The organism is Paraburkholderia sp. RL17-337-BIB-A, assembly GCF_046025895.1.
Lineage (GTDB): Bacteria > Pseudomonadota > Gammaproteobacteria > Burkholderiales > Burkholderiaceae > Paraburkholderia > Paraburkholderia fungorum_C.
The window spans coordinates 3,950,517-3,977,055 of sequence record NZ_JARESY010000001.1 but is presented as its reverse complement, the minus strand read 5'-3'; the positions used below and the strand labels follow the sequence as shown (position 1 = coordinate 3,977,055).

Here is a 26,539-nt window from a genome sequence, read left to right as displayed (position 1 = left end):
GAGCACAGCCGCGCGGCACAGCGGCACGGCCCGCATGAAACCACGGCCGGCCATCCCATGAAAGCGGCGCCAGCCGGCTTCTGCGACAGTAAAAGATCAGGAATTGTACGGGAAAGCGCCTAGGCAGGGCGCGTACCGGTAAGCAGTGAGTCAGGCCGGTTCACTACCAGTCGGCGTGCCGCTGGTAACACATGATCCGCCGGGAATCGGCGGCGCGCGTTCCTGTTGCTTCTGTTTCGACGATCTCGTTGTGAAGTGGCGCTGCGAAGTACGGGGGTAACACCCTCCGCAAAAACATCAGCGCACGATGGCGGTTCCTGTGCGGATTGCCTCGTTCCGGATATCCGGGGCGCTGCCGCGGATGGCGATCTCGAGCCAGACAAAACGAGCAGTGCGCACGTTCCGAAATCTGACGACGCGAGATTATCGATGAGAATCACCAGCAGTGTTGCAGCTTCCCATTGGCAAGAGCCGCAGCCGAACAATCTGGCGCGCGCCGGCGATGAACGAAGCGCGCGCTCCGCTGGCGCACGCGTGAAGCGCTCTATACCTGAAGACGACCCGACAGCTTCGCCGCCAAAGAAGCAGCCGCCCCGTAACGGCCCGGATGAGGTCCGATATGTGGGGGGCATTCGCGTCAGAACCGATTACACGCTGGAAGGTGTGCTGGAAACCGTCAAGGATGCACTTAAACACCCGATCGGCGCGTTCGCCGCGAGTGTCAGTGATGTGCACCACGTCGTGATGCATGGCAGGAATATCACCACTCAGGAAAGGAAGGCGATCGCGGAAGATACCGCGCAGATCGATTCGGTTCTCGTGGCTATTCGCGGGTTGACGCCGGGCGGCGGCGTGATGAATGTCATTACTGTTTCCGCTGACGTGCTCACCGCCATGTCCGAAAACAAGCCGTTGACGCTGGACCAGGTGCACGATCTGGTCTTCAGTATCAACGATTTGCCTTCCGGAGAGAGCGCTGAAATACCCATCAGGCGAGAGGACGGCGCACCCGCGAAAGCGCCGTCGAACCGTCCGGATTTCAATCCGCCGAAGCGACTGCCGGATGGCCGTACGGGCTATCCGCTGAGTCCAACCGAGCCCCCGAAATTACCAGGCGAGTCGAGGGGATCCGGCGCAAGCGGGCATGGGGCGCGGCCAAAAAAGACGCCCCCTGCCGGGGAGCCGCAAGCCGGAACAAGCGAGCCGCAACCAGGCACGAGCCGGAAAGGACCACCCTCTACGATCAAGTCGAAAATCCAGGGGGCGTTCTATAGCGATGCCAACCGGGTCAGGAAAGGCGATATTGCGCCCCTTGAAGGGAGAGGCGCCATTTACCTCAAGGCGCCGGGCAAGAACAACACCAGGTTTAGTTTTTATCGTTACGACAAGGATATGAAAATGTCCAGGCCGGCTAGTTCGTCGGATATCCCACCCGCTGCGGCGCAAGAAGTTCTGCGAACGGGCAATGGGCGGGACGTCACTTCTTTTGCTTCAAACTCGAACAGTTATTTCGGTCAATGGGGACGAGGCACGCGCAAGCTGAGTGAGCAGATCGATGTGATCGAACTTGAAAACGGCCGGGAAGGCGTGGGTGCTGTACAAATCTCCTTTGCGGATATACCGCCCAAGGGGGCGGTTCTGGTGACGACAGGGAGTCTCAGCGGATGTACCGCGATGTTCGCTGCGGATAACCAGAAATTTTATGCTTACCATACCGGGACATCGACTCCAAACGCCAACTGGAAAACCGCTCGGGAAGGCGTGAGCAGTCTGCGCGAGGCGCACGAACATTTAAAGCCAGATGCGCAAAAGAAGGCACTGGAGCAACCCAGTAATAACGATCTGGTCGATATGGCAAATGACTATCCCTTTTCCGTGATTACCTATAACGGAAAATTCAATAAGGCCCGTCCGCAGGACGACACGCGTATTAATCGTCCGGAATGGGAGTGGTCGAAAGGAACCCACGTTAACAATTATTTTGAACCCGATGAAAAAATACCGTCGATAGGAACGAGTGTTGCTTTGATTCGAAAAGATGCACGAGGACGCGTCTCTGTCAGCGTGCTTTATGAAAAAGGTGCACTGAAAAGAGCCGCCACCAAGGGGCGCGTCGGCGATCCCCTCACATACGACTACAAAGCAATAGAGACGGAAAAATATAAGTTCACCCCGCAAGGCAGTTGACGGGGGCCGGGCAAACGGTTGGGGGCGAAGTACTGCTGTTGCCGAGGTCTTTCTGGAAATGGTCCGGCAGCGGGCACGGCAAGACCGCGACCGGCACAAGCCGGACATTCCGGGATACGGTAGACTGATCCGCAATGACAGGGCGCTTAAGCCATCCGCAGTGAAGGCGGGCGCCGCGGACATCGCTGGAGCGCGTCTGACCTGTGCCTGTCTGACCTGTATATGGCGGTTCCGTCGCTTTCACACTCTCCCCAGCCGATCCCATGCGCCGTACGCCCTCATCCGAACCTTCACCGATCTCGACCCAGCCGCGCAACGACTGGCAAACGATCCTGTCGCTGCTGCCTTACCTCGCCACCTATAAATGGCGCGTCGGCTTCGCGCTGAGCTGCCTGATCGGCGCGAAGGTCGCCAACCTCGGCGTGCCGATCGTAATGAAGCGGATCGTCGACAGCCTCGCGTCGGTTCAGCATCTCACTGCGCTCGGCCGCGCGCACGATTCGCCCGGCATCGTGCTGCTGGGCGGCATCGGTCTACTGGTGGTCGCCTATGCGGTGGTGCGGCTGTCCACCTCGCTTTTCACCGAGCTGCGCGAAATTCTGTTTTCGAAGGTGACCGAAAGCGCGGTGCGGCAGCTCGCGCTGAAAGTGTTCCGCCATTTGCATGCACTGTCATTGCGGTTCCATCTCGACCGCCAGACGGGTGGCATGTCGCGCGATATCGAGCGAGGCACGCGCGGCATTACCCAGCTGATTTCGTATTCGCTGTACAGCATCCTGCCGACGCTGGTCGAAGTCGGTCTCGTGCTCGGCTTTTTTGTCGTCAAATACGAGGCGTATTACGCGATCGTCACGTTTATTGCGCTCGCCACGTACATCACGTTCACGGTGAAAGTCACCGAGTGGCGCACGCATTTCCGCCGCACGATGAACGATCTCGATTCAAAGGCGAATTCGCGCGCAATCGATTCACTGCTCAACTACGAAACGGTCAAATACTTCGGCAACGAAGAGTGGGAGGCGACGCGTTACGACGAAAACCTCAAACGCTATCGCACGGCCGCGATCAAATCGCAGCGCTCGCTGTCGGCGTTGAACTTCGGGCAGCAGGCGATCATCGGCACGGGGCTCGTCTTCATTCTGTGGCGCGCGACCGAAGGCGTGATGGCCGGCCGCCTCACGCTCGGCGATCTGGTGTTGATCAACACCTTCATGTTGCAGCTCTATATTCCGCTGAATTTTCTCGGTGTCGTGTATCGGGAACTGAAGCAAAGCCTCACCGATATGGACCGCATGTTCACGCTGCTCGGCGCGGCCCAGGAAGTGCCCGATGTGCCTGACGCGCCCGAGTTGCGGGTGAGCGGTGCGCAGGTCCGCTTCGAGCATGTGAACTTTTCGTATGAGCCGGCGCGGCAGATTCTGCACGACGTGAGCTTCACGATTCCGGCGGGCAGCACCACGGCGGTGGTCGGCCATAGCGGTTCGGGCAAATCGACGCTCGCGCGGCTGATGTTCCGCTTCTACGATCTGGACCGCGCCACGGGCGGTGCGATCACCGTCGACGGTCAGGATATTCGCGACGTCACGCAGGATTCGCTGCGGGCTTCGATCGGTATCGTGCCGCAGGATACGGTGCTATTCAACGATTCGATCTATTACAACATTGCTTATGGCCGTCCATCGGCCACGCGCGACGAAGTGATCGCGGCGGCGCGCGCGGCGCATATTCACGACTTCATCGAAGGCTTGCCGAAGGGTTACGAGACGCCGGTCGGCGAGCGCGGTCTGAAGTTGTCCGGCGGTGAAAAGCAGCGTGTGGCGATTGCGCGGACCATCCTCAAGAACCCGCCGATCCTGCTGTTCGACGAGGCTACGTCGGCGCTCGATTCGCGTTCGGAGCGCGCGATCCAGTATGAGCTCGACCAGATCGCCCGCGAGCGCACGACGCTGATCATCGCGCACCGATTGTCGACGGTGGTGCACGCGCAGCAGATCATCGTGATGGACAAGGGGCGCATTGTCGAGCGCGGGACGCACGCCGAGTTGCTGCTCGCAGACGGTCTGTTCGCGCAGATGTGGGCGTTGCAGCAGCAGCGTGCCGCAGAGGCGCCGGAGTCGGCTGAAACGGTGCATAGCGAGCACTGAGCAAACACTGAGCGAGCGGCGGCGGGACGCACTGCTGGGCGATCGGCGTTGACCGCCCAGTTTTGACCATGACACGCTGCGCCGCGCGTGTTATTCCGGTGCGTCGTTCAGCGCTATGCGGCCCGCAATCAGCGTGCGCTCAAACGCTGATCCAAAGCCTGCAGTTGCGCCGGCGTACCGACGTTCTCCCACAGGCCTTCGTACAACTCGCCGCTCGCGAGGCCGCGTGCAATCGTCTCGCGGTAGTGCGGCGAGAGCGCGCGCCGCGTACCGCGCGGCAGACCGCGCACCATGCGCGTGTCGTAGAGGCCGATGTTGCCGAACGTGAAGCGCGGTTGTGCATCGAGCGACAGCACGCCGTCGATCAAACCGAAGTCGCCGCCAGGATGGAAGGCCGGGTTCGGCACCATCACCAGATGCATGCCGGGCTCGGTCAGCGCTTTCAGCGCTTCGGCGCGCGTGTTTAGCGTTGCGTAATCGAAATCCGCGTAGACGTCGCCGCTCACGGCGACGAACACTTCGCTGTTGCCCTCGTCTTCGAGCAGCGGCAACGCCTGCACGATACCGCCCGCGGTTTCCAGCGCTTCATGCTCGGCCGAGTAGCGCAATTCGACGTTCCAGCGCGAACCGTCGCCGAGCGCGGCTTCGATCCGCTCGCCGAGCCACGCGTGGTTGATCACAATGGTTTGAAAACCGGCGCGTGCGAGGCGTTCGATCTGCCACACGATCAACGGCTTGCCGCCCACTTCGAGCAAAGGCTTCGGGCACGTGTCGGTCAACGGACGCATGCGCTCGCCGCGGCCCGCCGCGAAAATCATCGCTTTCTTCAGAGACATCGTCATCGGTCAGAACGTGTAGCCGACTTCATTGGCGCGGCCTTCGAGTTCGTCGAGCAGCTTCGCGAACGGGCGCAGCGGCGCATAGCGTTCCGCCACCTTGCGCGCATAGCCGATGAAACGCGGCAGATCCTTCATGTAGTGCGGTTTGCTGTCGCGGTAGTTGATCCGGCAGAAGAGCCCGAGCACCTTGATGTGCCGTTGCAGGCCCATCCATTCGAGCTGGCGGTAGAACTCGCCGAAATCCGGGTCGACCGGCAGGCCCGCTTTTTTCGCGCGCTCCCAGTAGTACACAAAGCAATCCAGTTCGAACTCTTCGTCCCAGCCGAGGAACGCGTCGCGCAACAACGAGGCGACGTCGTAAGTGATCGGGCCGACCACCGCGTCCTGGAAGTCCAGCACGCCGGGATTCACTGGATTCGGTGCGCCGGCGATCATCAGATTGCGCGGCATGAAATCGCGCAGCATGAACACTTGCGGCTGCGCCCGGGCGCTCGCGATCAGCAGCGCGAAGGTGCGATCGAGCAGCCCGCGGGTCTTGTCGTCGATCTCACGGCCCAGATGGCGGCCGATGAACCACTCCGGCATCAACTCCATCTCGCGGCGCAGGAAGGCTTCGTCGAACGGCGGCAGCACGCCTTCGCGCGACGTGAGCTGCCAGCGGATCAGCGCGTCGAGCGCGTCGCGCATCAGCGTGCGGGCGCGGCGCGGGTCATCGCCGCTTTGCGCTTCAGTCAGCGCGCCGAGGTACGAATCGGTACCCAGATCGGTGACGAGCATGAACCCGGCGTCGACGTCGACCTCGAGCACACGCGGCACATGCACGTTGGCGGCGTCGAGTAATTGCGCGATTTGCACGAATTCGCGGCACTTTTCGGGCGGCGGCGCATCGACGGCGATCAGGGTGCCGGCGCTTTCGCCTTCCGCCGCCTTACCGGCAAGCCGGAAATAGCGGCGAAAACTGGCGTCGGACGAAGCCGGCGCAAGCGTGTCCAGTTCGAGCGCATAGCGCGCTGCATGGGCGTTCAGCCAGGCCTTGAGCAGGTCGAGGCGGCTGTCGGAGGAAGCTGGGGTAGGGTCTTTGGCAGGGGGCAGCGTCATGAAAACCGGCGGCAAATTCTGAGGGGCAACGTCTTGCCATATAATACCCCACGACTTTTTTGACGCGACTCACGCCAGCTTTCGCGTGTTCCGCTTTACCGCCCGCCTCATCGTTCTACAGATTGTAAATATTGATGTGCAGCCGACTGTCACGGTCGGGGTGTGCAGGCGGTGGATCGTGACTGCAGAAGCTGACGGACGGGCCGATTCGCCAATCGATACATGCCGCCTAGACAGCTTTCCCAAACGACTCCCTCTTGTGCCGTAGTGCCGCGCAAAAGGCGGCTCGTCGCGGCGTTGATCGCCGTTCCGGGCCTGATGCCCGCGCTTGCGCACGCCCAGCTGGTGGGGGAAGCCGCGCAGCCGCAACCTATCGACGCGCCATGGGGCATGCAGCTCGCCCCGCAGCTTGAAGAACATCCGTTGCAGTCGGGCCAGAAGGCGGCCACCTTCGTGCTTGGCGACACGACGAGCGGCACCACCGACCAGGACATGGCCGCCAGGGGCTCGGCCGAAGTGCGGCGCAATACCTTCGTGATCAAGGCCGACGCGCTGCACTACGATCAGGACACGGACATGGCCGACGCATATGGCCAGGTTCACCTGAACAACAACGGCGCCACGTTTGCCGGCCCGGAAGCGCATATGCGGGTGGACTCGAGCGAAGGCTTCATGTCCTCGCCGAAGTATCAGTTCAACGTGACGGGTGGCTCGGGCAGCGCGGAACGCGTCGATCTGCTCGACAACGAGCGCTCGGTGTTCACGAAGGGCACGTACACGGCGTGCTCGTGCACGGACAATCCGGCCTGGTACATCAAGGGCAGCGAGTTCGATTTCGACACCGGCGCGGACGAAGGCGTCGCGTACAACAGCGTGTTGTTCTTCCAGGGCGTGCCGATATTCGCGTCGCCGTGGATGTCGTTCCCGTTGTCGGGCGAACGGCGCAGCGGGATCTTGCCGCCCACGTTCTCGCTCAGTTCGTCGAATGGTTTCGAACTGTCGGTGCCGTATTACTTCAACATCGCGCCGAATCGCGATCTGACGGTCACGCCGCGTCTGATCTCGAAGCGCGGTGTGCAGCTGCAGTCGACCTTCCGTTATCTGTCGCCCACGTATTCGGGCTCGATCACCGGCGAGTTCCTGCCGGACGACCACCTGACGCATACCAACCGCTACGCGCTGTACATCCAGCACAACCAGAACTTCGGCAACGGGTTCGGCGGTTACATCTATTACAACAAGGTTTCGGACAACACGTATCCGGAAGACCTGTCGTCGTCGGTCAATCAGTTCATGAACGGCACCCAGCTCCTGTATCAACAGGAAGCCGGGTTGACCTATAACAACGGCCCGTGGTCGGTGCTCGCGCGCGAGCAGCACTGGCAGACGCTGACGCCCTCCGTCGCGCCGTACGGCCGCGAGCCGCAGTTGAATGTGAAGTACGCGAAGTACAACGTCGGTGGCTTCGACTACGGCGCGGAAGCCGATTACTCGAATTTTCGCATCACCACCGCAGACATGACCCAGGGTCAGCGGGTGATGTTCAACCCGTACCTGTCGTATTCGGTGGTCGGGCCGGGTTACTTCGTGACGCCGAAGGTGCAGTGGCACTTCGCGTCGTACAACCTGAGCAACATCGGTGATGACGTACCGGTCGGCACGCCGAAGAATTTCACCGAATCGATCCCGACGCTCAGCTTCGACACCGGGCTGATTTTCGACCGCTCGGTGCGGATCTTCGGCCAGGATTACATCCAGACGCTGGAACCGCGGCTTTACTACGTCTACACGCCGTACCGCAACCAGGCGTCCGCGCCGCTGTTCGATACGGCCGAGTCCGATTTCGGCCTCGCGGAAATCTTCACGCCGAACACGTTCGTCGGCAATGACCGGATCGCCGACGCGAATCGTCTGACCGCGGCCATCACCACGCGCTTCCTCAACCCGGCCACCGGCGACGAACGTGCGCGCTTCGTGATCGCGCAGCAGTACTACTTCCAGGACCAGCGCGTCACGCTGGATTCGAGTCAGACCAGCACGCAGGCCACGCATTCGGATCTGATCCTGGGGGCGTCGCTCAAGCTCGGCGCCGGTTTCGCTTCGGAAACGGCGTTCCAATATAATGCCGACAACAACCAGTTGGTGCAGACGAGCGTGGGCTTCGGGTTCAGTCCGGCCACCGGCAAGGTGATCAATGTCGGGTATCGCTACACCCGCGCGAACACCACGCTGGGCAATCAGCCGATCAATCAGGTGCTGATCTCGGGGCAATGGCCGCTGACACACCGGGTGTACGGGGTCGGCCGTTTCAACTACGACCTGGACGGGCATCGGATCGTCGATGGTCTGATCGGCCTGCAATACGACGCCGACTGCTGGACGCTCGGCGCCGGGATTCAGCGCTACGCGAACGGGGTGAACACGTCGGCCCAGCAGCAGACGGGCACGCGGTTTCTCGCGCAGTTGACGCTCAAGGGCTTGTCGAGCGTCGACAACGGGCTGATTTCCGCCTTCCGCTCCAGCGTGGCGGGCTATACGCCGTTGCCGCCACCGCCGCCGCCGGAAGCGCGTTTCACCAATTACGAATGACCCTCGCACGCTCATTCATAGAATGCGAAAAGACGGGCCAGGCGCGCCCGACATCATTGGAGTATCTGTGGCAATCATGAAAAAGCTTCGCTTGGCAACGCTTGCGGCCGGTCTTGTCGCCGTGGCGTCTTTCCTGTCGGTTGCGCCGGTTCAGGCGCAGGCGCTGTCGTCCGGCAATGGTGGCCAGACGGTCGACACCATTGCCGCGGTGGTCAACAACGGTGTCATCACGCGGCGCGAGCTCGACGAGCGGATCGGCCTGATCACGCGCCGGCTGAACCAGCAGAACGCGCCAGTCCCGCCGATGGACCAGTTGCGTCAGCAGGTGCTCAACCAGATGGTGCTGGAACGCATCCAGTTGCAGAAGGCGAAAGAAGACGGCATCACCATCGACGACGCCGCCGTGCAAAAAACCCTCGAGCGGCTCGCGCAGGCGAACAACATGACGCTCGAGATTTACCGCGCGCGTATCGAGGCGCAAGGGGTGCCCTGGACCACCTTCACGAGCGACGCGCGGACCGAGCTCACGCTCTCGCGTCTGCGTGAGAAGGAAGTGGACAGCAAGGTCACCGTGTCGGACGCCGAGGTGGCGAACTATATCGCCAGCCAGCGTGGCCCGAATGCCGGCCTGACGAGCGATCTGCACCTGCAGCATATTTTGGTGAAGGCGCCGTTGAATGCTTCGGAAACCGACATCGAAGCCGCGCAGCAAAAAGCTCAGGCCCTGCTCACCGAAGCCAAGGGCGGCGCCAATTTCGAAAAGCTGGCGAAGTCGAATTCGCAAGCACCGGATGCGTCCAAAGGCGGCGATACGGGTTTTCTGCCGCCGTCAAAGCTGCCGCCTGAGTTCGTCAAGGCCGCTTCGGCGCTGCGCCCGGGCGAGGTCAATCCGGATCTGATCCGCACCAACGACGGCTTCGAAATCGTGCGCCTCGTCGATCGTCGCGCGGGCCAGGGCACCAGTTCCGATGCACCGAAGCTCGTGCAGACGCACGTTCGCCACATTCTGCTGCGCGTCGGCGACGGCATGTCCGAGCCGCAAGCGCGTGAGAGACTGCTCGACATCAAGAGCCAGATCGCCGCGGGCGGCGACTTCGCGAAGTTCGCGCACACCTACTCGCAAGACGGTTCGTCGTCGCAAGGCGGTGACCTCGGCTGGATCAGCCCCGGCGAGACGGTGCCGGAATTCGAGCGCGCCATGAACAGCCTGCAGGACGGTCAGATCAGCGACCCGGTGCGCAGCGAATACGGCTATCACCTGATTCAGGTGCTGGGCCGCCGCGAATCGGAAGGCTCGGTTTCGCAGCAGATGGATCTGGCGCGTCAGGCGATCGGTCAGCGCAAGGCGGAACAGGCCTACGCCGACTGGCTGCGCGAATTGCGCGACACCGCCTACGTGGAAGTGAAGCCCACGCTGACCACCACGCAATAACCATCATGACAAGCGCCGCGCAGTCCACCAGCCTTCCGTTGCAGATCGCGATCACGACCGGCGAGCCTGCCGGCGTCGGCCCAGAGCTGACCGCGCAGGCGCTGGCGGGCGCGGCGGCGCATTGGCCCGGCGCGCAGTTCACCGTGCTGGGCGATGCGGATCTGCTGACGGAACGCGCGCGCGCGGTCGGCGTCGATTGGGCTGCGCTGGTGGCCGACGGCAAGCGCGTGCGGGTACAGCATCGGCCGCTCGGCGCGCCCTCGCTGGCTGGCAAGCTGGACGCCGCCAACGGTCGCTACGTGCTCGATCTGCTCGACAGCGCGATCGACGGCGCCGTGGCCGGCACGTTCGACGCGATCGTTACCGCGCCGCTGCAAAAAAGCACCATCAACGATGCCGGCGTACCGTTCACCGGCCACACGGAATATCTCGCCGAGCGCACGCACACACCGCGCGTGGTGATGATGCTGGCCGGCACCGGCAAGCGTCCGTTGCGCGTTGCACTTGCTACCACGCATCTGCCGCTCAAAGACGTCTCCGCCGCGCTGACGGTCGAAGGGATCGTCGAGACGTTGCGCATCATCGATCACGATCTACGCCACCATTTTGGTTTGCCCGCGCCGCGCATTCTCGTCACGGGCTTGAACCCGCATGCGGGCGAAAACGGTTATCTGGGCCGCGAGGAGATCGACGTGATTGCACCGGCGCTGAAGCTCGCGAACGCGCAAGGCATCGACGCGCCCGGCCCCTATCCGGCCGACACCTTGTTCCAGCCGCGTTATCTGGAACAGGCCGACTGCGTGCTGGCCATGTTCCACGACCAGGGCTTGCCGGTCTTGAAATACGCGACGTTCGGCGAAGGCATCAACGTCACGCTCGGCTTGCCGATCATCCGCACCTCGGTCGATCATGGCACCGCGCTCGATCTGGCCGGCACCGGCCGTGCCGACGCGGGCAGTCTGATCGCCGCGATCGATACTGCGGTTTCGATGGCGCAGCACCGCCGCGCGGGTTGATACGGCGGTGTCGATGGCCTAGCACGGCCGCGCGGGTTGATACTGTCGAGTCGATGGAGCAGCACCACCGAACGGGCTGATACTGCCGTGTCGATCGCCTATCACCGCCGAACGGGCTGATCCAGCGGCCTCGATGGCGTAGCATTGCCGGGCAGGCCGCAACAGCCGCCAGGGCGTACGGCTTCGTCAGCGTTTCCCATGATTGCGAGCTGTTCCGCTTGCTCCTTTTTAAGCAGTTTTCTTTCTTAGCGTTTCTTCGATGTCCACCAGCAGACAGCAACAGGGCCGGCACCAAGGCCATATCGCGCGCAAGCGTTTCGGACAGAATTTTCTGGTCGATATGGGCGTGATCGATTCGATCGTCGACGTGATCCGGCCGCAGCGCGGCGAGCGCATGGTCGAGATCGGGCCGGGCCTCGGCGCGCTCACCGAACCGCTGATCGAGCGTCTGGCGACGCCGGAGGCGCCGTTGCACGCGGTGGAACTGGATCGCGATCTGATCGGCCGCCTCAAGACAAAATTCGGCGACCTGCTCGAGTTGCATGCGGGCGATGCGCTCGCGTTCGACTTCGGCACGCTGGCGGCACCTGGCGAGAAGGCGTCGCTGCGCATTGTCGGCAATCTGCCGTACAACATTTCGAGCCCATTGCTGTTTCATCTGACCGCGTTCGCGCATCGCGTGATCGATCAGCACTTCATGCTGCAGAACGAAGTTGTCGAGCGCATGGTGGCCGAGCCGGGCACCAAGGCGTTCAGCCGCCTCTCGGTGATGCTGCAATACCGCTACGTGATCGACAAGCAACTCGACGTGCCGCCCGAGGCATTCAACCCGCCGCCGAAGGTCGATTCGGCGATCGTGCGGATGATTCCCTACGAGCTGCATGAATTGCCGGCCGTCGACGAACGCGTGCTCGGCGAAGTGGTGACGGCAGCCTTCTCGCAGCGGCGCAAGATGCTGCGCAACACGTTGGCCGCGTATCGTGACTCGGTGGATTTCGAGGCGCTGGGCTTCGATCTGCAACGCCGCGCCGAGGATGTGCCGGTAGCCGAATATGTGCAAGTGGCGCAGATCGTGGCGGCTTCGCCGGCGCGCGGCGCCGCGGCCGCCGGCAACGGCGAGAGCTGAACGGCGCAGCACAAGCTTGAAAGAGGCGCGCCACCATCCGTGGTGGCATGCCTCGACATGCCACCACGTTGCTAACGTGCCCGAGGTTTCCCGGGCGCATTGACCAGCGCGATGCCGGTCAGTACCAGCACGGCCGCCATCAGAAAGCGCAGGCTGAACGATTCGCCGAGCAGCAATACGCCGAAGGTCACGCCGAACAACGGCGTCAAGAACGAGAACACCGACAGGCGCGACGCGATGTAGCGCGTCAACAGCCAGAACCACACCAGATAGCTGACGAACGCCACGATCACCGCCTGATACGCGAGGCTCACTAGCGCCAGCGGCGTGACGGTGTCCACGCGTGTCTGGCCTAGCCCCACTGCGAGCGCGATCAGCACCACCGCCGACACCGTCAATTGATAGAAGAGCGTCTTGCTGGCGCTCGAATGGGCGAGGCGCGTGGCGCGCACCACCACGGTGGTCGCGGCCCACGCGATGCCGGCCAGCACCCCGAGCGCGTCGCCGGCGGCGCCCTTCAGCGTCGCACCCTGTGCGCCTTGGCCGTGCAGGAAGCCGTCCGCGAATGCCAGCGCCATACCTGCAAACGCCACCAGGATGCCGAGCCAATGAATGCGCCGCATCCGCTCGCCGTCGACGAACCAGTGCAGCCCGAGCGCCGTGAAGCAGGGCGCGGTGTACAGAAAGACCGCCATGCGCGAAGCGCTGGTCAGCGTCAGGCCGAGAAAAATGCAGACAAACTCCCCCGCGAACAACACACCCGCGAGCAAGCCCGCAGCCAACGTGCCGTCGTCGCGAAAGAGCGGGGTGCCGCGCGAGCGCGCCCAGCCCCATACCAGCACGGCTGCGATTGCCGAGCGCAAGCCGGCCTGGAATACCGGCGGCAGCGCCGCGTTGGTGCTCTTGATCGCGACTTGCTGGAGTCCCCAGATCGCGCACAAGCCGATCATCAGCAGGATGGCAAAGCTATCTGGCGCGCGGCGCACGGGCAGGGCAGTGGTGCTCATGAGGGGTGTCGAGTCGCGATCATAGGTCATACGATATCAAAACCGTTCGAGCCGCAATGCGATGACCCCACGGCCTACGCGTGCTTCTTACAAGCTGCAAGCACTTCGATGACTTAACAACACTTACGTCAGTCTATTTTCTTGCGGCTTCAGATTCGCGCTAAGGTTCAGCCAAACGCATTTTGTCAGCTTATTCGCGCAGCCGGCAGGGCCGCCATACAAGGCTCCGAGGCGGACTCTGCTCCGTACCTGCCGATTTGTGCGGTCCAGATGAGCAGCGTGCCGGTACTTTGCATCAAGCGCGGCGGTGTCGAAATATCCGCGAAAAACGGGAATCTGTACAGGAAACGATATGAAGAACGCAAGCCGGTGGGGGATTGCAGTGGTGCCCGCAGCGTTGGCATGTCAGATGGCGCACGCGCAATCCAGCGTGACGCTCTACGGTGTGGTCGACGAAAGCGTGCGGTATCTCACCCACGTAAACAGCGCCGGAGATTCGAAGCTCGCGCTCGGCAACGGCGGCACGACCGAAAGCCGCTGGGGCATAAGAGGCGTCGAGGACCTGGGCGGTGGCTGGTCTACTTTCTTCAAGCTCGAAAACCGTTTCTACATAAATAGCGGTCAAAGCGATCCCAACATGCCGTTCTTCAATGAGGCGCAAGTGGGCGTGCGCTCAGACGCGTATGGTCAGGTGATCCTCGGCCGTCAGTACAACGTGATGATCGAGGGCATCACCATCGGCGGATACGGCAGCAATCTTTGGATTCCGTACGATTTCAGCTTCCAGCCGGAAGTGACCATGACCGGTGGTATCTGGACCAGCAATCAGGTGCAGTATCAGGCGAAATACAACGGCTTCTATTTTGCCGCTGGCTATGCGTTCGGCGGCAACGCGGGCAATTCGTACGGCAGCCAGGTCGGCGCGACGCTTGCCTACGCACCGGGCGGACCGTTCACGCTCGGCGCCGCGTATGAAAAGTCGAAAGATTCGGTCAACGGCTCAGCCGCGACGGACTGGACCTTCGGTGGGTCGTACACGTGGAACATGACCCGGTTCTCCGTCGGCTATATCGTCAATCAGAACGACGCCGGCTTTTCGAGCTTCGCCAATGGGCCGTTCACCGCCCCCGCCTTGGCCGCGCTCAAGTACACCGACTTTTCGCGGCGCCGCATGATCATGGGCGGCATCACGCAGCAGGTCGGCACCGCGTGGCACTTCGCCGCGAACGTCTGGCGCACGCTGCAGGACGGCAAGACTGCCGCGCAGGACGGTTCGGCATGGCAGTACCAACTGATCGCCGACTACAACCTCTCGAGGCGCACCGATGTCTATGTTGAAGGCGATTACTCGCTGTACCGGGGCGACCTGATCGGCGCGCAGTTGCAGGGCGTCAACGGGGTCGGGCTCGCGCAGAAGGGCAGCCAGATCGGCCTGATGGCCGGTCTGCGGCATCAATTCTGACCCCTTACCAACTCCAGCGCGCGCCCAGATTGCCCTCCACCGTGCTGCGATGCTCGCCGTTCACGTTCGTGGTGTAACTCGCCGTGATGAACACGCTGCCGCGCGCGCTCAAATGCGCGACCATGCCGATGCCGAACTGGGCGGCCGTGGCGGCGACATCGGTGGGAATCACGGTCGTGCCGGCGAAGGTCGCGCTATCGGTGCCGTTGAAATAGCGCCACAGATTCGCGCGCAGATACGGTTGCCATTGCGCGCCCGCGCCTTCGAAGCTGCCTTGCAGGCGCACGCCGAGCCGGCCCACCAGGCCGTTCGCCGCGTGAAACGATACGTTCGAAATGCCGTCGTTCAGATCGTTGATCGATGCGTGCTGCCAGATCAGTTGCGCTTGTGGTTCGAGACTGAGATTGGCGCGTAGCGGAATCGGCAAGCCGGCTTCCAGTGAGGTGGTGACCGAGTGGCCGTGCGTACTCGCGCCAATGCCCTGATTCGACGAAGGATCGAGCGTGAGTGAGCTGCCCATCGCAACCGCATCGGTGTACCAGCCGCCGGGGCCGATATGAGTCCAATAAACGCCTGCGCTGTATGCATTGATTGACAGCCGCCCGGCTGAGAGATCGGGGAAACCGAGCGCGAAGCCGTTCACGTCGCCTTGGGCGCGGGCAAAGCCGATGAAGAAGCCATAGTGATTGCGATGGCCGCTTGCGCTGCGATCCGCGTAGATATCCTGGCCCACTTGCACGCCGGTCATCGTGCCGCTGAATTCAGGGTTGGCACCGCCGCTGTTGCTTTGCGAGCTGTGCTCGCCCCAGACACGAGACCATGTGGCGGCAAGCGGGCCGCTGTCGTTCAGCAGCGCCTGCTCGCCCTGGCGGTCATGGAAGGTGCCGATCTGCGCGATACCGAGTTCGCGCGTGAGAACCGGGACCTCGGCATAGACGGGCACTTCCATGCGGTAGAGCGGCGTTGGGGCGACGCCTGCGGACGGAGGGGCGGGCAGGGCCGGCGTGCCGGGCGCGGGGATCGGAGCGGCCGAGGCGACCGGTGTCGGTGTGGGCGTTGGTGTTGGTGTTGGTGTTGGAGTAGGTGTCGGTGTCGGAGCCGGTGTCGGAGTCGGAGTCGGAGTCGGAGTCGGAGTCGGAGTCGGAGTCGGAGTCGGAGCCACGGCCACACTCGAGCGCAAATACCAGTTGTCTGCCGTCCCCGCGCTCACACCGCCCTTGAACAGATAGTACGTATAGGCGCCCACGGACAGCGGCCTTGGCAGCGTGAAGGCGTTCGCCGTCGTGGTCGCGCCGTTCGCCGCCTGCACGACAAGAATGCCGTCCGTGAGCGTGGCGCCGCCCGAGCCGCCGACATTGGTGACGCCAAGCGAAGTATTGCCCGAGCCGACGCCTTGCGCGATCACCAGCTTGTCGCTCGGCGAGCCGTCTGCGCCCAGCACCGTCTGTAGCAGCAAGCGGCCGTTGAGCCCGGTGTAGTTGCCGTTGATCAGCAGCGTATTGCGCGTCGCCGTCGCGCCGTTGGTCAGATCGAGGATGCCCGCATTGTTGACGTTCACGCGTTGGCCCGCGACTGCTGGCGCGATCGCCGCCGTGCCGCCAAAGCCGCCCGCAAACACCGTGCTGCTCGCATCGACGTTGAGCGAGCCGGTCAGTGTGCCGCTGTCGCCGAGCACGAGGCCGTTGGCGTCGAGCGTCAACTGGCCGCCGTTGGTCACGTTGACGGTCTCCCAGTTGACGAAGCGGCCGAGGCCGCTCGCCGACGTCCGGTTGAAATTGAGCACGTCGTTGCCGGTACCGCCGTCGAAGCTCGGCACGCCGGCGAGATTGGCGTCGGTGAGGCCAGTGAGGTTGGCGGTGTCGTTGCCTGCATCGAGACGCACGAAGCCGGTGACAGTGCCGCCGCTCCAGTTGAAGGTGTCGTTGCCGCCGTTGGTCCAGATCGCGGCGCCGTTGCCACCGGCGATCATGCCAGTGTTGTTGATGGCGATGTCGAATGTGCCGGTGGCGCTGATCGCCTGGCTCGACGTCGAAGTGAGCGAGCCGCTGTTCGTCACGGTCGCCGCACCGTTGGCGATGGCGATTGCGTTGCCGGCGCCCGAAATTGTGCCGGCGTTGTTGAAGATGCCGCCGCCGTTCGCGACGATGCCGTTGGCCTGCTGGCTGACGATGCTGGCACCCGACAGATTGTTTAGCGTGACCTTGCCGGAAAAGAATGCGCCGAGGCCGCCGGCTCCGTGCGCGGTGACCGAGCCGGTATTCGTCACGACGCCGGGCACGGTGTCCAACGAAACGAGGCCGTGTGCATTCACACCTGAGACGTCGATCGTGCCGTGATTCGTCAGCACGTTGTTGCCGGTTCCGCCGACGGCGTTACCGTTGGCCACCATGCCGTCCGAACCGGCGCCCGTCGTCGTGATCGAGCCATTGTTGACGAGCGTGTCGTTGTTCGTCAACGCGGCCATGCCGTGCGACCCGTCGCCGCTCGTCGAGAGCGTGCCATTGTTGGTCAGCGTGCCGCCGCCTGGGCTCGCGAAGTCATGCATCGCGACTGAGTCATTGCCCGTGGTAGTGATCACGCCGGCGGTGTCGTTGAGCATCGTGACTGCGGCAGCGCTGTTGAACATGCCTTCCGATTCGACGCCGCTGGTGACGATCGTGCCGCGGTTGATCAATACGTTGTGGCCAGTACCGTCGCTCGCGCCGTGCGCCGAGATGGCGTCGAAGGTATCGCCGGCGCCGTGCAAGATGCCGAGGTTGGTGACGGTGCTGCCGTCGCGCACGAGGATGACGTTGTTGCCGGTGACGTCGAGTTCCGCACCCGTTTCCACGTTCACCGTGACGTTGGCGCTGCCGGCAACCGCGGCGACCGGCGTAGCGGCCGGATTGGGCACGCTGCTATCGCAGGTGACGGTCTGGCCGCTGAGCGGCGCAGAGTTGTCGCAAGCTGCGAATGCAGGCTCGCATGGCAGAAGGATCGCTAACCCGAGTGCGGACGAAAGGGCTTCGAAGAGACGCGAACGAACAGACACATGCAGCGGGCATGCACGACGCATACGGTAGTTCTCCAGTAGAACAGGTCTGGTCAGTTCCTGCTGGGTTTGTTATGTGCGCTGCGCCGTCTCTTGGGATACCGCGTCTGGACGATGTGCAAGAGAATGTACTGTCGGATGAATTTAGTCAACAGTACGAATGACGCGGAACGCGAGTGGTATGCGGCATGACTGCACACGAAGGAACTGTTCGAGTAGGGCGGAAAGGAACTGTTCGAACGGGGCGTAAAAAGGGTGCTGCAAAAGTCGCATTGAAGCCGAGTGAAAGCAATGCGATGGCCGAGAAAGAAGGCGACGCGAAGGGCCATGCAACAGCCATGCAAGAACCACCTGCAAGCCCTTGCGAAAGCTAATCCGAAGGCCCCAGCAAAAGCCTATGCAAAAAGCCTATGCAAATGCCCCTGCAAATGCCCCTGCAAATGCCCCTGCAAAACCCCCTGCAAAACCCCCTGCAAAACCCCCTGCAAAACCCCCTGCAAAACCCCCTGCAAAACCCCCCGCAAAACCCCCCGCAAAACCCCCCGCAAAACCCCCCGCAAAACCCCCCGCAAAACCCCCGCAAAACCCCCGCAAAAGCGGCCCCAAAAGCATCATCCCGCAATGCCCTCCATGCGCCGCTTCGACCGTTGTGGATCGATCAACGCGAAACCCGCCGCGCCGACGATCAGCAGCAACACGCCGGTCACCGCGAAGCCGATTTCATAGCCACGCGCGTCGCCTGTCGCGCCGAGCAGCTTGCCCATCGCAACGGGGCCGATCAGTCCCGCAGTGGTGACGATCGAGTTGGTGATCGCGAGCAGGGCTCCGCGCCGCGCTGCCGGCGCGACTTCGGCGACCAGCATCGGACCGAAGGTGAAAGTCTGGATCGCCAACGCGCTGGCGAGTCCCATCAACGCGACCTTGATGAACGGCGGCGCGCCGAACAACAATGAGCAGTACGCAAAGCCACTCACCACGCATGCCGCACTGATCAGCTTGCCGCGCGCCACCTTCGACGGCACGCCGCGCTTGAGCATTCGGTGCGATGCCATCGCCAGTGCGATGCCAAGCGGGATCTGCGCCGCGACTTGAAGTGCGAACAACCAACCGGCCTGGGTTGCGGCAAAGCCGAGGCCGAGCCGGAAATACGCGGGCACCCAGGTGAAGCCGATCGCGATCACCGCATAGCCGACAAAGCATTGCAGCATCACGCCGAGCACGGTGCGGTCGCTCAGCATGCGCCGCAAGCGCAATGACGCAGCATGAGGCCCGGCTGCGGCCACCGGCGCAAACGCGGGCGATGCGTTGTGCTGACGATCGCCCGTCTTGCCCAGGCACAGCCACAAAATGGTCCAGCCGATGCCGACCGCACCGAGCGTGAGAAACGTCGCGTGCCAGTGCCACCGCTGCGAGATGTAGGTGAGTAACGGTCCCGCGAGGATGACACCTGAGGTCGCCCCCTGCTGAACGATGGCGGTGGGAAGATTGCGCTCGCGGTCGTCGAACCAGGTGTAGACCACATGCAGTGCGAGCGGCGAGGCCGGCCCTTCGCCCGCCCCCAACAGCACGCGGCACAGCAGCAGCACGGCGAAGCTGGCCGGCCACGCGAGCGGCAGCTGCGCGACCGCCCAGATCAGCGCGAGCGCGGCGAGCAGCCATTTCATGTTGACACGATCGGCGATCAGGCCCACGGCGATGCCCGAGATCGAGAACAGCACAAAAAACGCGCTGCCGACGAGGCCGAACTGAGCGTGCGTCAATTGCATGTCATGCATCAGCGGGATCGCGACGAGACCGAGCACTGCCTTGTCGGCGAAATTGATCAGCATGAACAGGAACAGCGCGGCGACGATTACCCAGCGGCGGCCTTGCGCGATCTCGCGCACGTGAATGGGTTGGGTTGGGTGAGCCGACGCCGCGTCGGCGGCAAGCGCGGTGCAGCGCTTCGTGCTGCTGAGGAAAGTGGGCAAAGCGTGTCTCCGTTTCTGGCGCGGGGGCGCTGGGTTTTCGCCCATTTGAGGTGGTATAACTGAATTGTTCAAGTGCATTCTCGTTATCGGGAGCTTGCAAATCATGCATGAGGTCAATTCTCGCCGTCTTACCCATTTGATCGCGCTCGCGGAGGAGGGCAGTTTCGCGCGTGCGGCGGAGCGGGTTCATCTGAGCCAGCCGGCATTGAGCCGCAGCATTCAGGCGCTCGAAGAGGAAGTCGGCATGAAACTGTTCGACCGCGCCGCGCGCGGCGTCGCGATGACGGCGGCCGGGCGGATGCTGGTCGAGCGCGCCCGCCGCGTGCTGTTCGAAACGCGCTGCCTGTTTCGCGACGTCGAACTGCTGAAAGCGCATGAGCTCGGCGAGGTGCGCATCGGCCTCGGGCCCTACGCGGCTGTCGTGCTGCTGCCGGACCTGCTGGTGCAGTTCGCGCGGCGCTTTCCGAAGATCAAGGTGTCGATCGAGCTTGGCGAAGGCGATGCGCTGCTGGCCAAGCTGCGCGCCGAACAGATCGACTTTCTGGTCACTGATCGCCGTGTGCCGCCCGTGACGCCTGATGTCACGATGCAGCGTCTGCCGCGTCACGAGGGCGGCTGGTTCGCGCGCCCGGACCATCCGCTGTTTGCGCGCGACCCGGTGCAGCTCGCGGCGTTGCGCGAGTTTCCGCTGGTCTCGGTGAGCTTGCCGGCATTCATGAAGGACGCGCTGCATCGCCTGCTCAAATACCGCGCGCACGAGCAGATTCCGTTGCAGATCGAATGCAACGACGTGGCGGTGCTGAAGGACGTCGTTGCGCAGACCGATGCGGTGCTGTTCGCCACGGCGTCCGCGGTGCGGCGCGATCTGGAGATGCGGCGGCTCGCGCGCATTCCGCTCGTCAATCCGCCGCGTCTCGCGTTGGAATTCGCGCTGGTGTACCTCGCCGAGCGCACGCCGTCACCTGCCGCGTCTTCCGCGCTGGGACTCGCCGAGCAGGTGATGGAGGGCGCCAACCGCGCTGCCCAGGGCTTGCTGCATCCCGACTCAATGTCGACATGAATGGACCGCTGCACGCCCGCCTGGGTGATCCTATAATCGGCCCCCGTGATTACCCTGGATGCGATTGACACAGCGATCCCAATCGCGGACGATCCGGAATCCAGATTCCGGTTTGCCGTGAGTCTTCATTTTCTCAGAGCAGCGAACCGAAGCTGAAACCGGCATGACGACGACTTCACCACGCAGCCGCGAAGCCCGGCAGCCCAGCGCCATCGCGGCGCCGCGCCAAACGCGCAGTCAGCAAGGGCTCGTGCGCATGCTGCAAGCCGGGCGCGAGTTGCTCGAGGCGAGCGGCAATCTCGACGATCTGTCGATCAACGACATCGTCGAGCGTGCCGGCACGTCTATCGGCGCGTTCTACCGGCGCTTTGATAACAAGGACAGCTTCTTCGAAGTCGTCCAGGACGCGGTGATGCAAGAGGGGCTCGAGCATGTGCGCCAGACCGTCGAGCGTGACCCGGCCTGGTGCTCGAACGATGCAGGCACGCTTGCCGACGCGGTCATTTCGTTTTACGTGATGACATTCCGGCGCAATCGCGGTCTATATCACGCGTCGTTGCTGCGAGCTTCGCAGCGCAAAGCGAGCTGGGACGCCGTGAAATCGACCAATCACGAGGTTCTGGCGTTGATCGTGCCGCGCCTCGTCAGTGCGTTGGCACAGTCACGCGGCATCAAGGCCCATGACAACGCTACTCAGTCGCTCGAATTCGAAGTGCGCGCCACGTTGCAAATGATCCTCGGCATGCTGGTCAATAGCGTATTGAACGACCCCGGTCCGTTGTCGCTCTCCAGCCGGCAACTGCGGTCGTGGCTGAAAATCCGGGTGCGGCGCTGCCTCGGTTTGCCGGACGGTTGATTTTTTTACCCAGGAATCGGAATAAGAATGCCGGTTCCATTAATCGAAAGCCCATCCTCAAGTGCAGCGCGATGGCCGCTGCGCGCAGCCGAATATCCAAGGAGACACTGCATGAGCTCATGTTGCCCTGAACAGGTCCGCAATCCCACCTTCGACGCGCCGCATATCGGCGAACCGCTCGATGTCGCGTTCGACGCCGGCGTGAATCTCGCTTTCGCCATTGCCGCGCCGACCGTGCCGCCGCGTCTCACCGAACACTCGCGCCGCATGGCGCAGCGCATCTATCGCGTCGCCGAGCGCGTGTATTGCGCGGTCGGCTACGCAATCGCAAACATCATCTTCGTGGTGGGCGACGACGGTATCGTGGTGATCGACGCGACCGAGGCGGTGTCCGCCGCGAAACGCATCTACGAGGACTTCTGCGCGATCGATCCGCGGCATGCCGAACTGCCGGTCAAGGCCGTGGTCTACACGCACAATCACACGGACCATACCGGCGGCGTGCGCGCCTTTGTCGATGAAGCCGCGCTCGAGGCACGCAGCGTCGAGATCATTGCGCACCGCACGTTGATGGACACCGTGATCAACAACGCGAACCTCGTCGCGCCGATTCTCGCCACGCGTTCGGCCTACAGCTTCGGCACGCTGCTGCCGCCCGGCGCGACCGGCAAGGTCAACGCGGGCATCGGACCGGTGCTGATCGCCGAGCCGGCGAGCTTCTTCGCGCCGACCCGCGTGTTCGACGACAAGCTCGACATCGTGCTGGCGGGCGTGCGCTTCGAGTTCCGCTACGCCCCCTCGGAAGCCGACGACGAAATCATCATGTGGCTGCCGGACCTCGGCGTGCTGCTGTCGGCGGAAGTGATCCAGGGCGAGTGCCTCGCGAACGTGCATACGCTGCGCGGCACGCGTTATCGCGATCCGGTGCGCTGGTATCAGACCATCGACATGATGCGCGGCTTCAACGCGGCGCATATGGTGCCGGCGCATGGCCGGCCGGTATCGGGTGCGCAGTATGTCGCCGAGGTGCTGTGCGTGTATCGCGACGCCATCCAGTTCATCCACGATCAGACCATCCGTCACATGAACTTCGGACTGAGCCCGGACGAACTCGCCGAAGCGATTCCCGCGCTGCCGCCGCATCTCTCGGAACATGCGTGGCTCGGCGAATACTATGGCACGGTCAAGCATTCGGTGCGCCAGGTGTATAGCGGTCAGCTCGGCTGGTTCGATGGCGATGCGGCGTCGCTCGATCCGCTGCCGCGCGCCGAACGTTCGCAACGCATGGTCAGGATGATGGGCGGTGTGGAAGCGGTGCGCGCGGCCGCGCGTATCGCGCTGGGCGACTCGGACTGGCGCTGGGCCGCGGAATTGGCGACGCTGCTGGTGCGCTTCGATACAACCGACACTGACGCGCGCAATATCAAGGCGAGCGCGCTACGCGAGTTGGGCTACCGCACGGTGAACACCAACTGGCGCAACTGGTATCTGAGCGCGGCACGCGAACTCGAACACGCTTACGACGATTTGCCGTTCGCGGGCAGCGCGGGTCTCGCCTCGACGGATGTGTTGCGCGCCCAACCGTTGCGCAATGTGTTCCAGCGCTTCAGCGTGAACGTCGATCCGAGACGTTGCGCGGATTTGCAGATGACGTTGGCATTGCGCGTGACGGATCGCGATGAAACACATGCGCTCGAACTACGGCGTGGCGTGTTGCAGGTTCACGAGCGTATCCCTTCGGCGATCGACGTTCAGGTCGCGATGGAAACCGGCACCTTGTACGGCCTGCTGCGCGACATGGCGACGCGATTGCCGAAGTGCCTCGAGAGCGGCACTGTGGTGCTGGAGCGCGGCACGGTTGAGCAATTGCATAGGTTCTTCGATTGCTTCGATCGCCCAGTGCGGCGTATGCCCGCGCTTACTGCGCGATAGACGCAGCGTACCTTGCCAGCGGCACAGCGCAGCAGCGGCACAGCGGCACAGCGGCACAGCGGCACAGCGGCACAGCGGCACAGCGGTACAGCGGCGCAGCGCAACGACACTTCGTGCATTGACGCATCGCGAAGCGAAACCAACAAGGAAGGAGACATGGAAAAAATCTGGTTGAAGTCCTATCCGCCGGGCGTGCCGGCCGAGATCGACGCTACGCAGTTCAGCTCCGTTGCGGACTTGCTGGAGCAAAGCTTCCAGAAGCATGCGGCAGAGCGCGCATTCGTCTGCATGGGCTGCGAGTTGACCTACGGTGAACTCGATGCGAAGTCGCGTCATCTTGCAGCGTGGTTTCAACGGCTAGGTCTCGCACGCGGCGCGCGCATCGCTGTGATGCTGCCAAACGTGTTGCAGTATCCGGTGGCCATGGCGGCGATTCTGCGTGCAGGTTACGTGCTGGTGAACGTCAACCCGCTGTACACGCCGCGCGAACTGGGGCATCAGTTGAACGACAGCGGCGCGCAAGCGATCGTGCTGCTCGATACGTTTTCTCAAACACTGGAGGCTGTAGAGGCGCAAACATCGGTCAAGCATGTCGTGCTGACCTCGATCAGCGAGATGCTTGGCGTGGGCAGCCCTGAGATCGCGGCCGCTGTGCCGCCCACTTCACGCATTGCATTGAACGATGCGATCGCACGTGGCGCGGAGGCGGGCTTTACACCGGTCACGCTCACGCGTGGCGACGTGGCGGTGCTGCAGTATACGGGTGGCACCACGGGCGTTTCGAAAGGCGCCACGCTGTTGCATGGCAATCTGATCGCCAACGTCTTGCAATCGGAGTTGTGGCGCGAGCCGGTCTATCGCGGACGCACCGACATCAAGCAAGCCATCACTGTGGCGGCGCTGCCGCTGTATCACATCTTCGGACTGACGGTCTCCGGCTTGCTGACGATACGTTGCGGCGGCATGGGCATTCTGATTCCGAATCCGCGCGACCTGGCTGGCCTGATCAAAGCCTTGCGAGGCTACGCGATCAATTCGTTCCCCGGCGTGAACACGATGTACAACGCGCTGCTGAACGAACCCGACTTCAAAACGCTCGACTTCTCCAAGCTGTTGCAATCGAACGGCGGCGGCATGGCGGTTCAGCAAGCCGTCGCGCAACGCTGGCAAGCGCTCACCGGTGTGCCGATCGTCGAAGGTTATGGGTTGTCGGAAACCTCGCCGTGCGCCACCACCAATCTGCCGACGTCCACCGCGTTCACCGGGACGGTCGGCTTGCCGTTGCCGTCCACGGATATCTCGATTCGCGACGACGCCGGCAACGAAGTGCCGCTCGGAGAACGCGGCGAAATCTGCATTCGCGGGCCGCAGGTGATGGCTGGCTACTGGAACCGTCCCGACGAAACCGCGCGGGTGATGACGCCGGACGGCTTCTTCAAATCCGGCGACATCGGCGTGATGACGGAAGAAGGCTTCGTGAAGATTGTCGATCGCAAGAAAGACATGATTCTGGTGTCGGGCTTCAACGTCTATCCGAATGAAATCGAGGATGTGGTGGCGAAGCACCCGGGTGTGTTCGAAGTGGTGGCGGTCGGTGTGCCGGACGCGGAGGCGGGCGAAGCGGTGAAGCTTTACGTCGTGAAGAAAGACCCTGCGCTCACCGAGGCGGATATTCTTGCATTCTGCAAGGAACAACTGACGGGCTACAAGCGTCCCAAGCTCATCGAATTTCGCAGCGAACTGCCGAAGACCAACGTCGGCAAGATCCTGCGACGCGCATTGCGCGACGAATTGAAGCACTCTGGGTGAAGCGGGCGTACCCTGCGCTTGGCGGCGTGGGGCACGCCCTGCAGCGTTGCGCGATTCCGGGTACATTTACGTCCTCGACATCACGCACTAGGGAGTACACAATGCGCCTGCTTCACACCATGCTCCGGGTCGGCGACCTGGACCGTTCAATTGCGTTCTACAACGACTTGCTCGGCATGAAATTGCTGCGCCGCCAGGACTATCCGGAAGGCAAGTTCACCCTCGCCTTTGTCGGTTATGAAGACGAACGCGACGGCGCCGTCCTCGAATTGACCCACAACTGGGACACGCCGTCGTACGATCTCGGCAACGGCTTCGGGCACCTCGCCGTCGAAGTCGACGACGCGTATGCCGCTTGCGACAAGATCAAGGCACAAGGCGGCAAGGTCGTGCGCGAAGCCGGCCCGATGAAACACGGCACCACCGTGATCGCCTTCGTCGAAGATCCGGACGGCTACAAGATCGAGTTCATCCAGAAGAAAGCGTGACGTAAGCGGCGGGGCGAAGACAAGCAATGAATAACAGCAATCCCTACTTCAAAGAACTTGGCGACATCCACGTCGAAATCCAGGCTTTGTTCGACGGCGCCGCGGATCACGGCGTGCTGGATCGCATCATGGCGCGCTTCGCTCCGCAATTCACGCTGGTCATGCCGTCCGGTATCGCACTGGACCACGCGAGCGTGCGCGAGACTTTCGCGAAGCTGAATGGCGCGCGTCCGGGCTCGCAAATCTCGATCCGCGATATGGAGATCGTGTCCGAGTATTCATCGGGCGCGGTAGTGAAATATCGTGAGTATCAGCGCGACAAGGCGGGCAATGCGAACGTGCGGCGCTCGACAGCGGTGATGGATCTGGATGCGCACGGCAACGTGACGTGGCGCCATCTGCAGGAAACCTTCTGCACGGCATGAGCCTTCTCGGGGCTCGGAAGGTCGGCGCTTCGGGTCGAAGCGCCGCCTTCAAATCTTCATGCATGGTC

Annotated in this window: 18 protein-coding genes; 13 read left to right on the top strand and 5 right to left on the bottom strand. The window is 62.8% G+C overall.

The window, feature by feature from the left end; translation table 11 throughout:
• The first annotated feature begins 429 nt into the window (after positions 1–429).
• Positions 430–2,187, top strand: coding sequence for a cytotoxic necrotizing factor Rho-activating domain-containing protein (locus P0D84_RS17755; RefSeq protein WP_408338447.1), 1,758 nt, complete (start codon positions 430–432; stop codon positions 2,185–2,187).
• Positions 2,188–2,450: 263 nt separating this feature from the next.
• Positions 2,451–4,331 carry an ABCB family ABC transporter ATP-binding protein/permease gene (locus P0D84_RS17750; protein WP_408338445.1) on the top strand — a complete coding sequence of 627 codons (1,881 nt, stop codon included), beginning with the start codon at positions 2,451–2,453 and terminating at the stop codon, positions 4,329–4,331.
• Between the two features lie 128 nt (positions 4,332–4,459).
• Here P0D84_RS17750 and murU read toward each other — a convergent pair whose 3' ends face one another.
• Positions 4,460–5,173, bottom strand: coding sequence for an N-acetylmuramate alpha-1-phosphate uridylyltransferase MurU (gene murU, locus P0D84_RS17745; protein ID WP_408338443.1), 714 nt, complete (start codon positions 5,171–5,173; stop codon positions 4,460–4,462).
• Between the two features lie 3 nt (positions 5,174–5,176).
• Positions 5,177–6,268 (bottom strand): aminoglycoside phosphotransferase family protein, encoded by a 1,092-nt coding sequence (locus P0D84_RS17740; RefSeq protein ID WP_408338441.1) that lies wholly within the window; start codon positions 6,266–6,268, stop codon positions 5,177–5,179.
• 222 nt (positions 6,269–6,490) lie between these two features.
• On the opposite strand from P0D84_RS17740, the gene P0D84_RS17735 reads away from it, so the two are divergent.
• From P0D84_RS17735 to rsmA, 4 genes are all read left to right on the top strand, one after another.
• Positions 6,491–8,857 carry an LPS-assembly protein LptD gene (locus P0D84_RS17735; RefSeq protein WP_408338439.1) on the top strand — a complete coding sequence of 789 codons (2,367 nt, stop codon included), beginning with the start codon at positions 6,491–6,493 and terminating at the stop codon, positions 8,855–8,857.
• Positions 8,858–8,924: 67 nt separating this feature from the next.
• Positions 8,925–10,289, top strand: coding sequence for a peptidylprolyl isomerase (locus tag P0D84_RS17730; protein WP_408338437.1), 1,365 nt, complete (start codon positions 8,925–8,927; stop codon positions 10,287–10,289).
• A gap of 5 nt (positions 10,290–10,294) precedes the next feature.
• On the top strand, positions 10,295–11,305 hold the full coding sequence (gene pdxA / locus P0D84_RS17725; RefSeq protein ID WP_408338435.1) for a 4-hydroxythreonine-4-phosphate dehydrogenase PdxA: 1,011 nt from the start codon (positions 10,295–10,297) through the stop codon (positions 11,303–11,305).
• Positions 11,306–11,564: 259 nt separating this feature from the next.
• On the top strand, positions 11,565–12,431 hold the full coding sequence (gene rsmA / locus P0D84_RS17720; protein WP_408338433.1) for a 16S rRNA (adenine(1518)-N(6)/adenine(1519)-N(6))-dimethyltransferase RsmA: 867 nt from the start codon (positions 11,565–11,567) through the stop codon (positions 12,429–12,431).
• Between the two features lie 71 nt (positions 12,432–12,502).
• Here the strand turns inward: rsmA and P0D84_RS17715 are convergent, their stop codons facing one another.
• Entirely contained in the window at positions 12,503–13,438 is a 936-nt protein-coding gene (locus tag P0D84_RS17715; RefSeq protein WP_408338431.1) for a DMT family transporter, read from the bottom strand.
• Between the two features lie 352 nt (positions 13,439–13,790).
• Between P0D84_RS17715 and P0D84_RS17710 the strand changes: the two genes are divergently transcribed.
• Entirely contained in the window at positions 13,791–14,900 is a 1,110-nt protein-coding gene (locus tag P0D84_RS17710) for a porin (RefSeq protein ID WP_408338429.1), read from the top strand.
• Positions 14,901–14,904: 4 nt separating this feature from the next.
• On the opposite strand, the gene P0D84_RS17705 is transcribed toward P0D84_RS17710, so the two are convergent.
• Both P0D84_RS17705 and P0D84_RS17700 read right to left on the bottom strand, forming a co-directional pair.
• Positions 14,905–17,955 (bottom strand): autotransporter family protein, encoded by a 3,051-nt coding sequence (locus P0D84_RS17705; RefSeq protein ID WP_408338427.1) that lies wholly within the window; start codon positions 17,953–17,955, stop codon positions 14,905–14,907.
• A 587-nt stretch (positions 17,956–18,542) separates the two neighbouring features.
• Positions 18,543–19,901: an MFS transporter gene (locus P0D84_RS17700; RefSeq protein WP_408338425.1), complete on the bottom strand. Its 1,359-nt coding sequence runs from the start codon at positions 19,899–19,901 to the stop codon at positions 18,543–18,545.
• A 103-nt stretch (positions 19,902–20,004) separates the two neighbouring features.
• Between P0D84_RS17700 and P0D84_RS17695 the strand changes: the two genes are divergently transcribed.
• From P0D84_RS17695 to P0D84_RS17670, 6 genes are all read left to right on the top strand, one after another.
• Positions 20,005–20,961: a LysR family transcriptional regulator gene (locus P0D84_RS17695; RefSeq protein ID WP_408338423.1), complete on the top strand. Its 957-nt coding sequence runs from the start codon at positions 20,005–20,007 to the stop codon at positions 20,959–20,961.
• A gap of 163 nt (positions 20,962–21,124) precedes the next feature.
• Positions 21,125–21,817 carry a TetR/AcrR family transcriptional regulator gene (locus tag P0D84_RS17690; protein WP_408338421.1) on the top strand — a complete coding sequence of 231 codons (693 nt, stop codon included), beginning with the start codon at positions 21,125–21,127 and terminating at the stop codon, positions 21,815–21,817.
• A gap of 111 nt (positions 21,818–21,928) precedes the next feature.
• Positions 21,929–23,749 (top strand): alkyl sulfatase dimerization domain-containing protein, encoded by a 1,821-nt coding sequence (locus tag P0D84_RS17685; RefSeq protein ID WP_408338419.1) that lies wholly within the window; start codon positions 21,929–21,931, stop codon positions 23,747–23,749.
• A gap of 156 nt (positions 23,750–23,905) precedes the next feature.
• The gene (locus P0D84_RS17680; RefSeq protein ID WP_408338417.1) at positions 23,906–25,558 is read left to right on the top strand and encodes a long-chain-fatty-acid--CoA ligase; all 1,653 of its coding nucleotides are present in this window, start codon (positions 23,906–23,908) and stop codon (positions 25,556–25,558) included.
• 101 nt (positions 25,559–25,659) lie between these two features.
• Positions 25,660–26,046 carry a lactoylglutathione lyase gene (gene gloA, locus P0D84_RS17675; protein ID WP_408338415.1) on the top strand — a complete coding sequence of 129 codons (387 nt, stop codon included), beginning with the start codon at positions 25,660–25,662 and terminating at the stop codon, positions 26,044–26,046.
• A gap of 26 nt (positions 26,047–26,072) precedes the next feature.
• Positions 26,073–26,471: a hypothetical protein gene (locus tag P0D84_RS17670; protein ID WP_408338413.1), complete on the top strand. Its 399-nt coding sequence runs from the start codon at positions 26,073–26,075 to the stop codon at positions 26,469–26,471.
• The last annotated feature ends 68 nt before the right edge of the window (positions 26,472–26,539 follow it).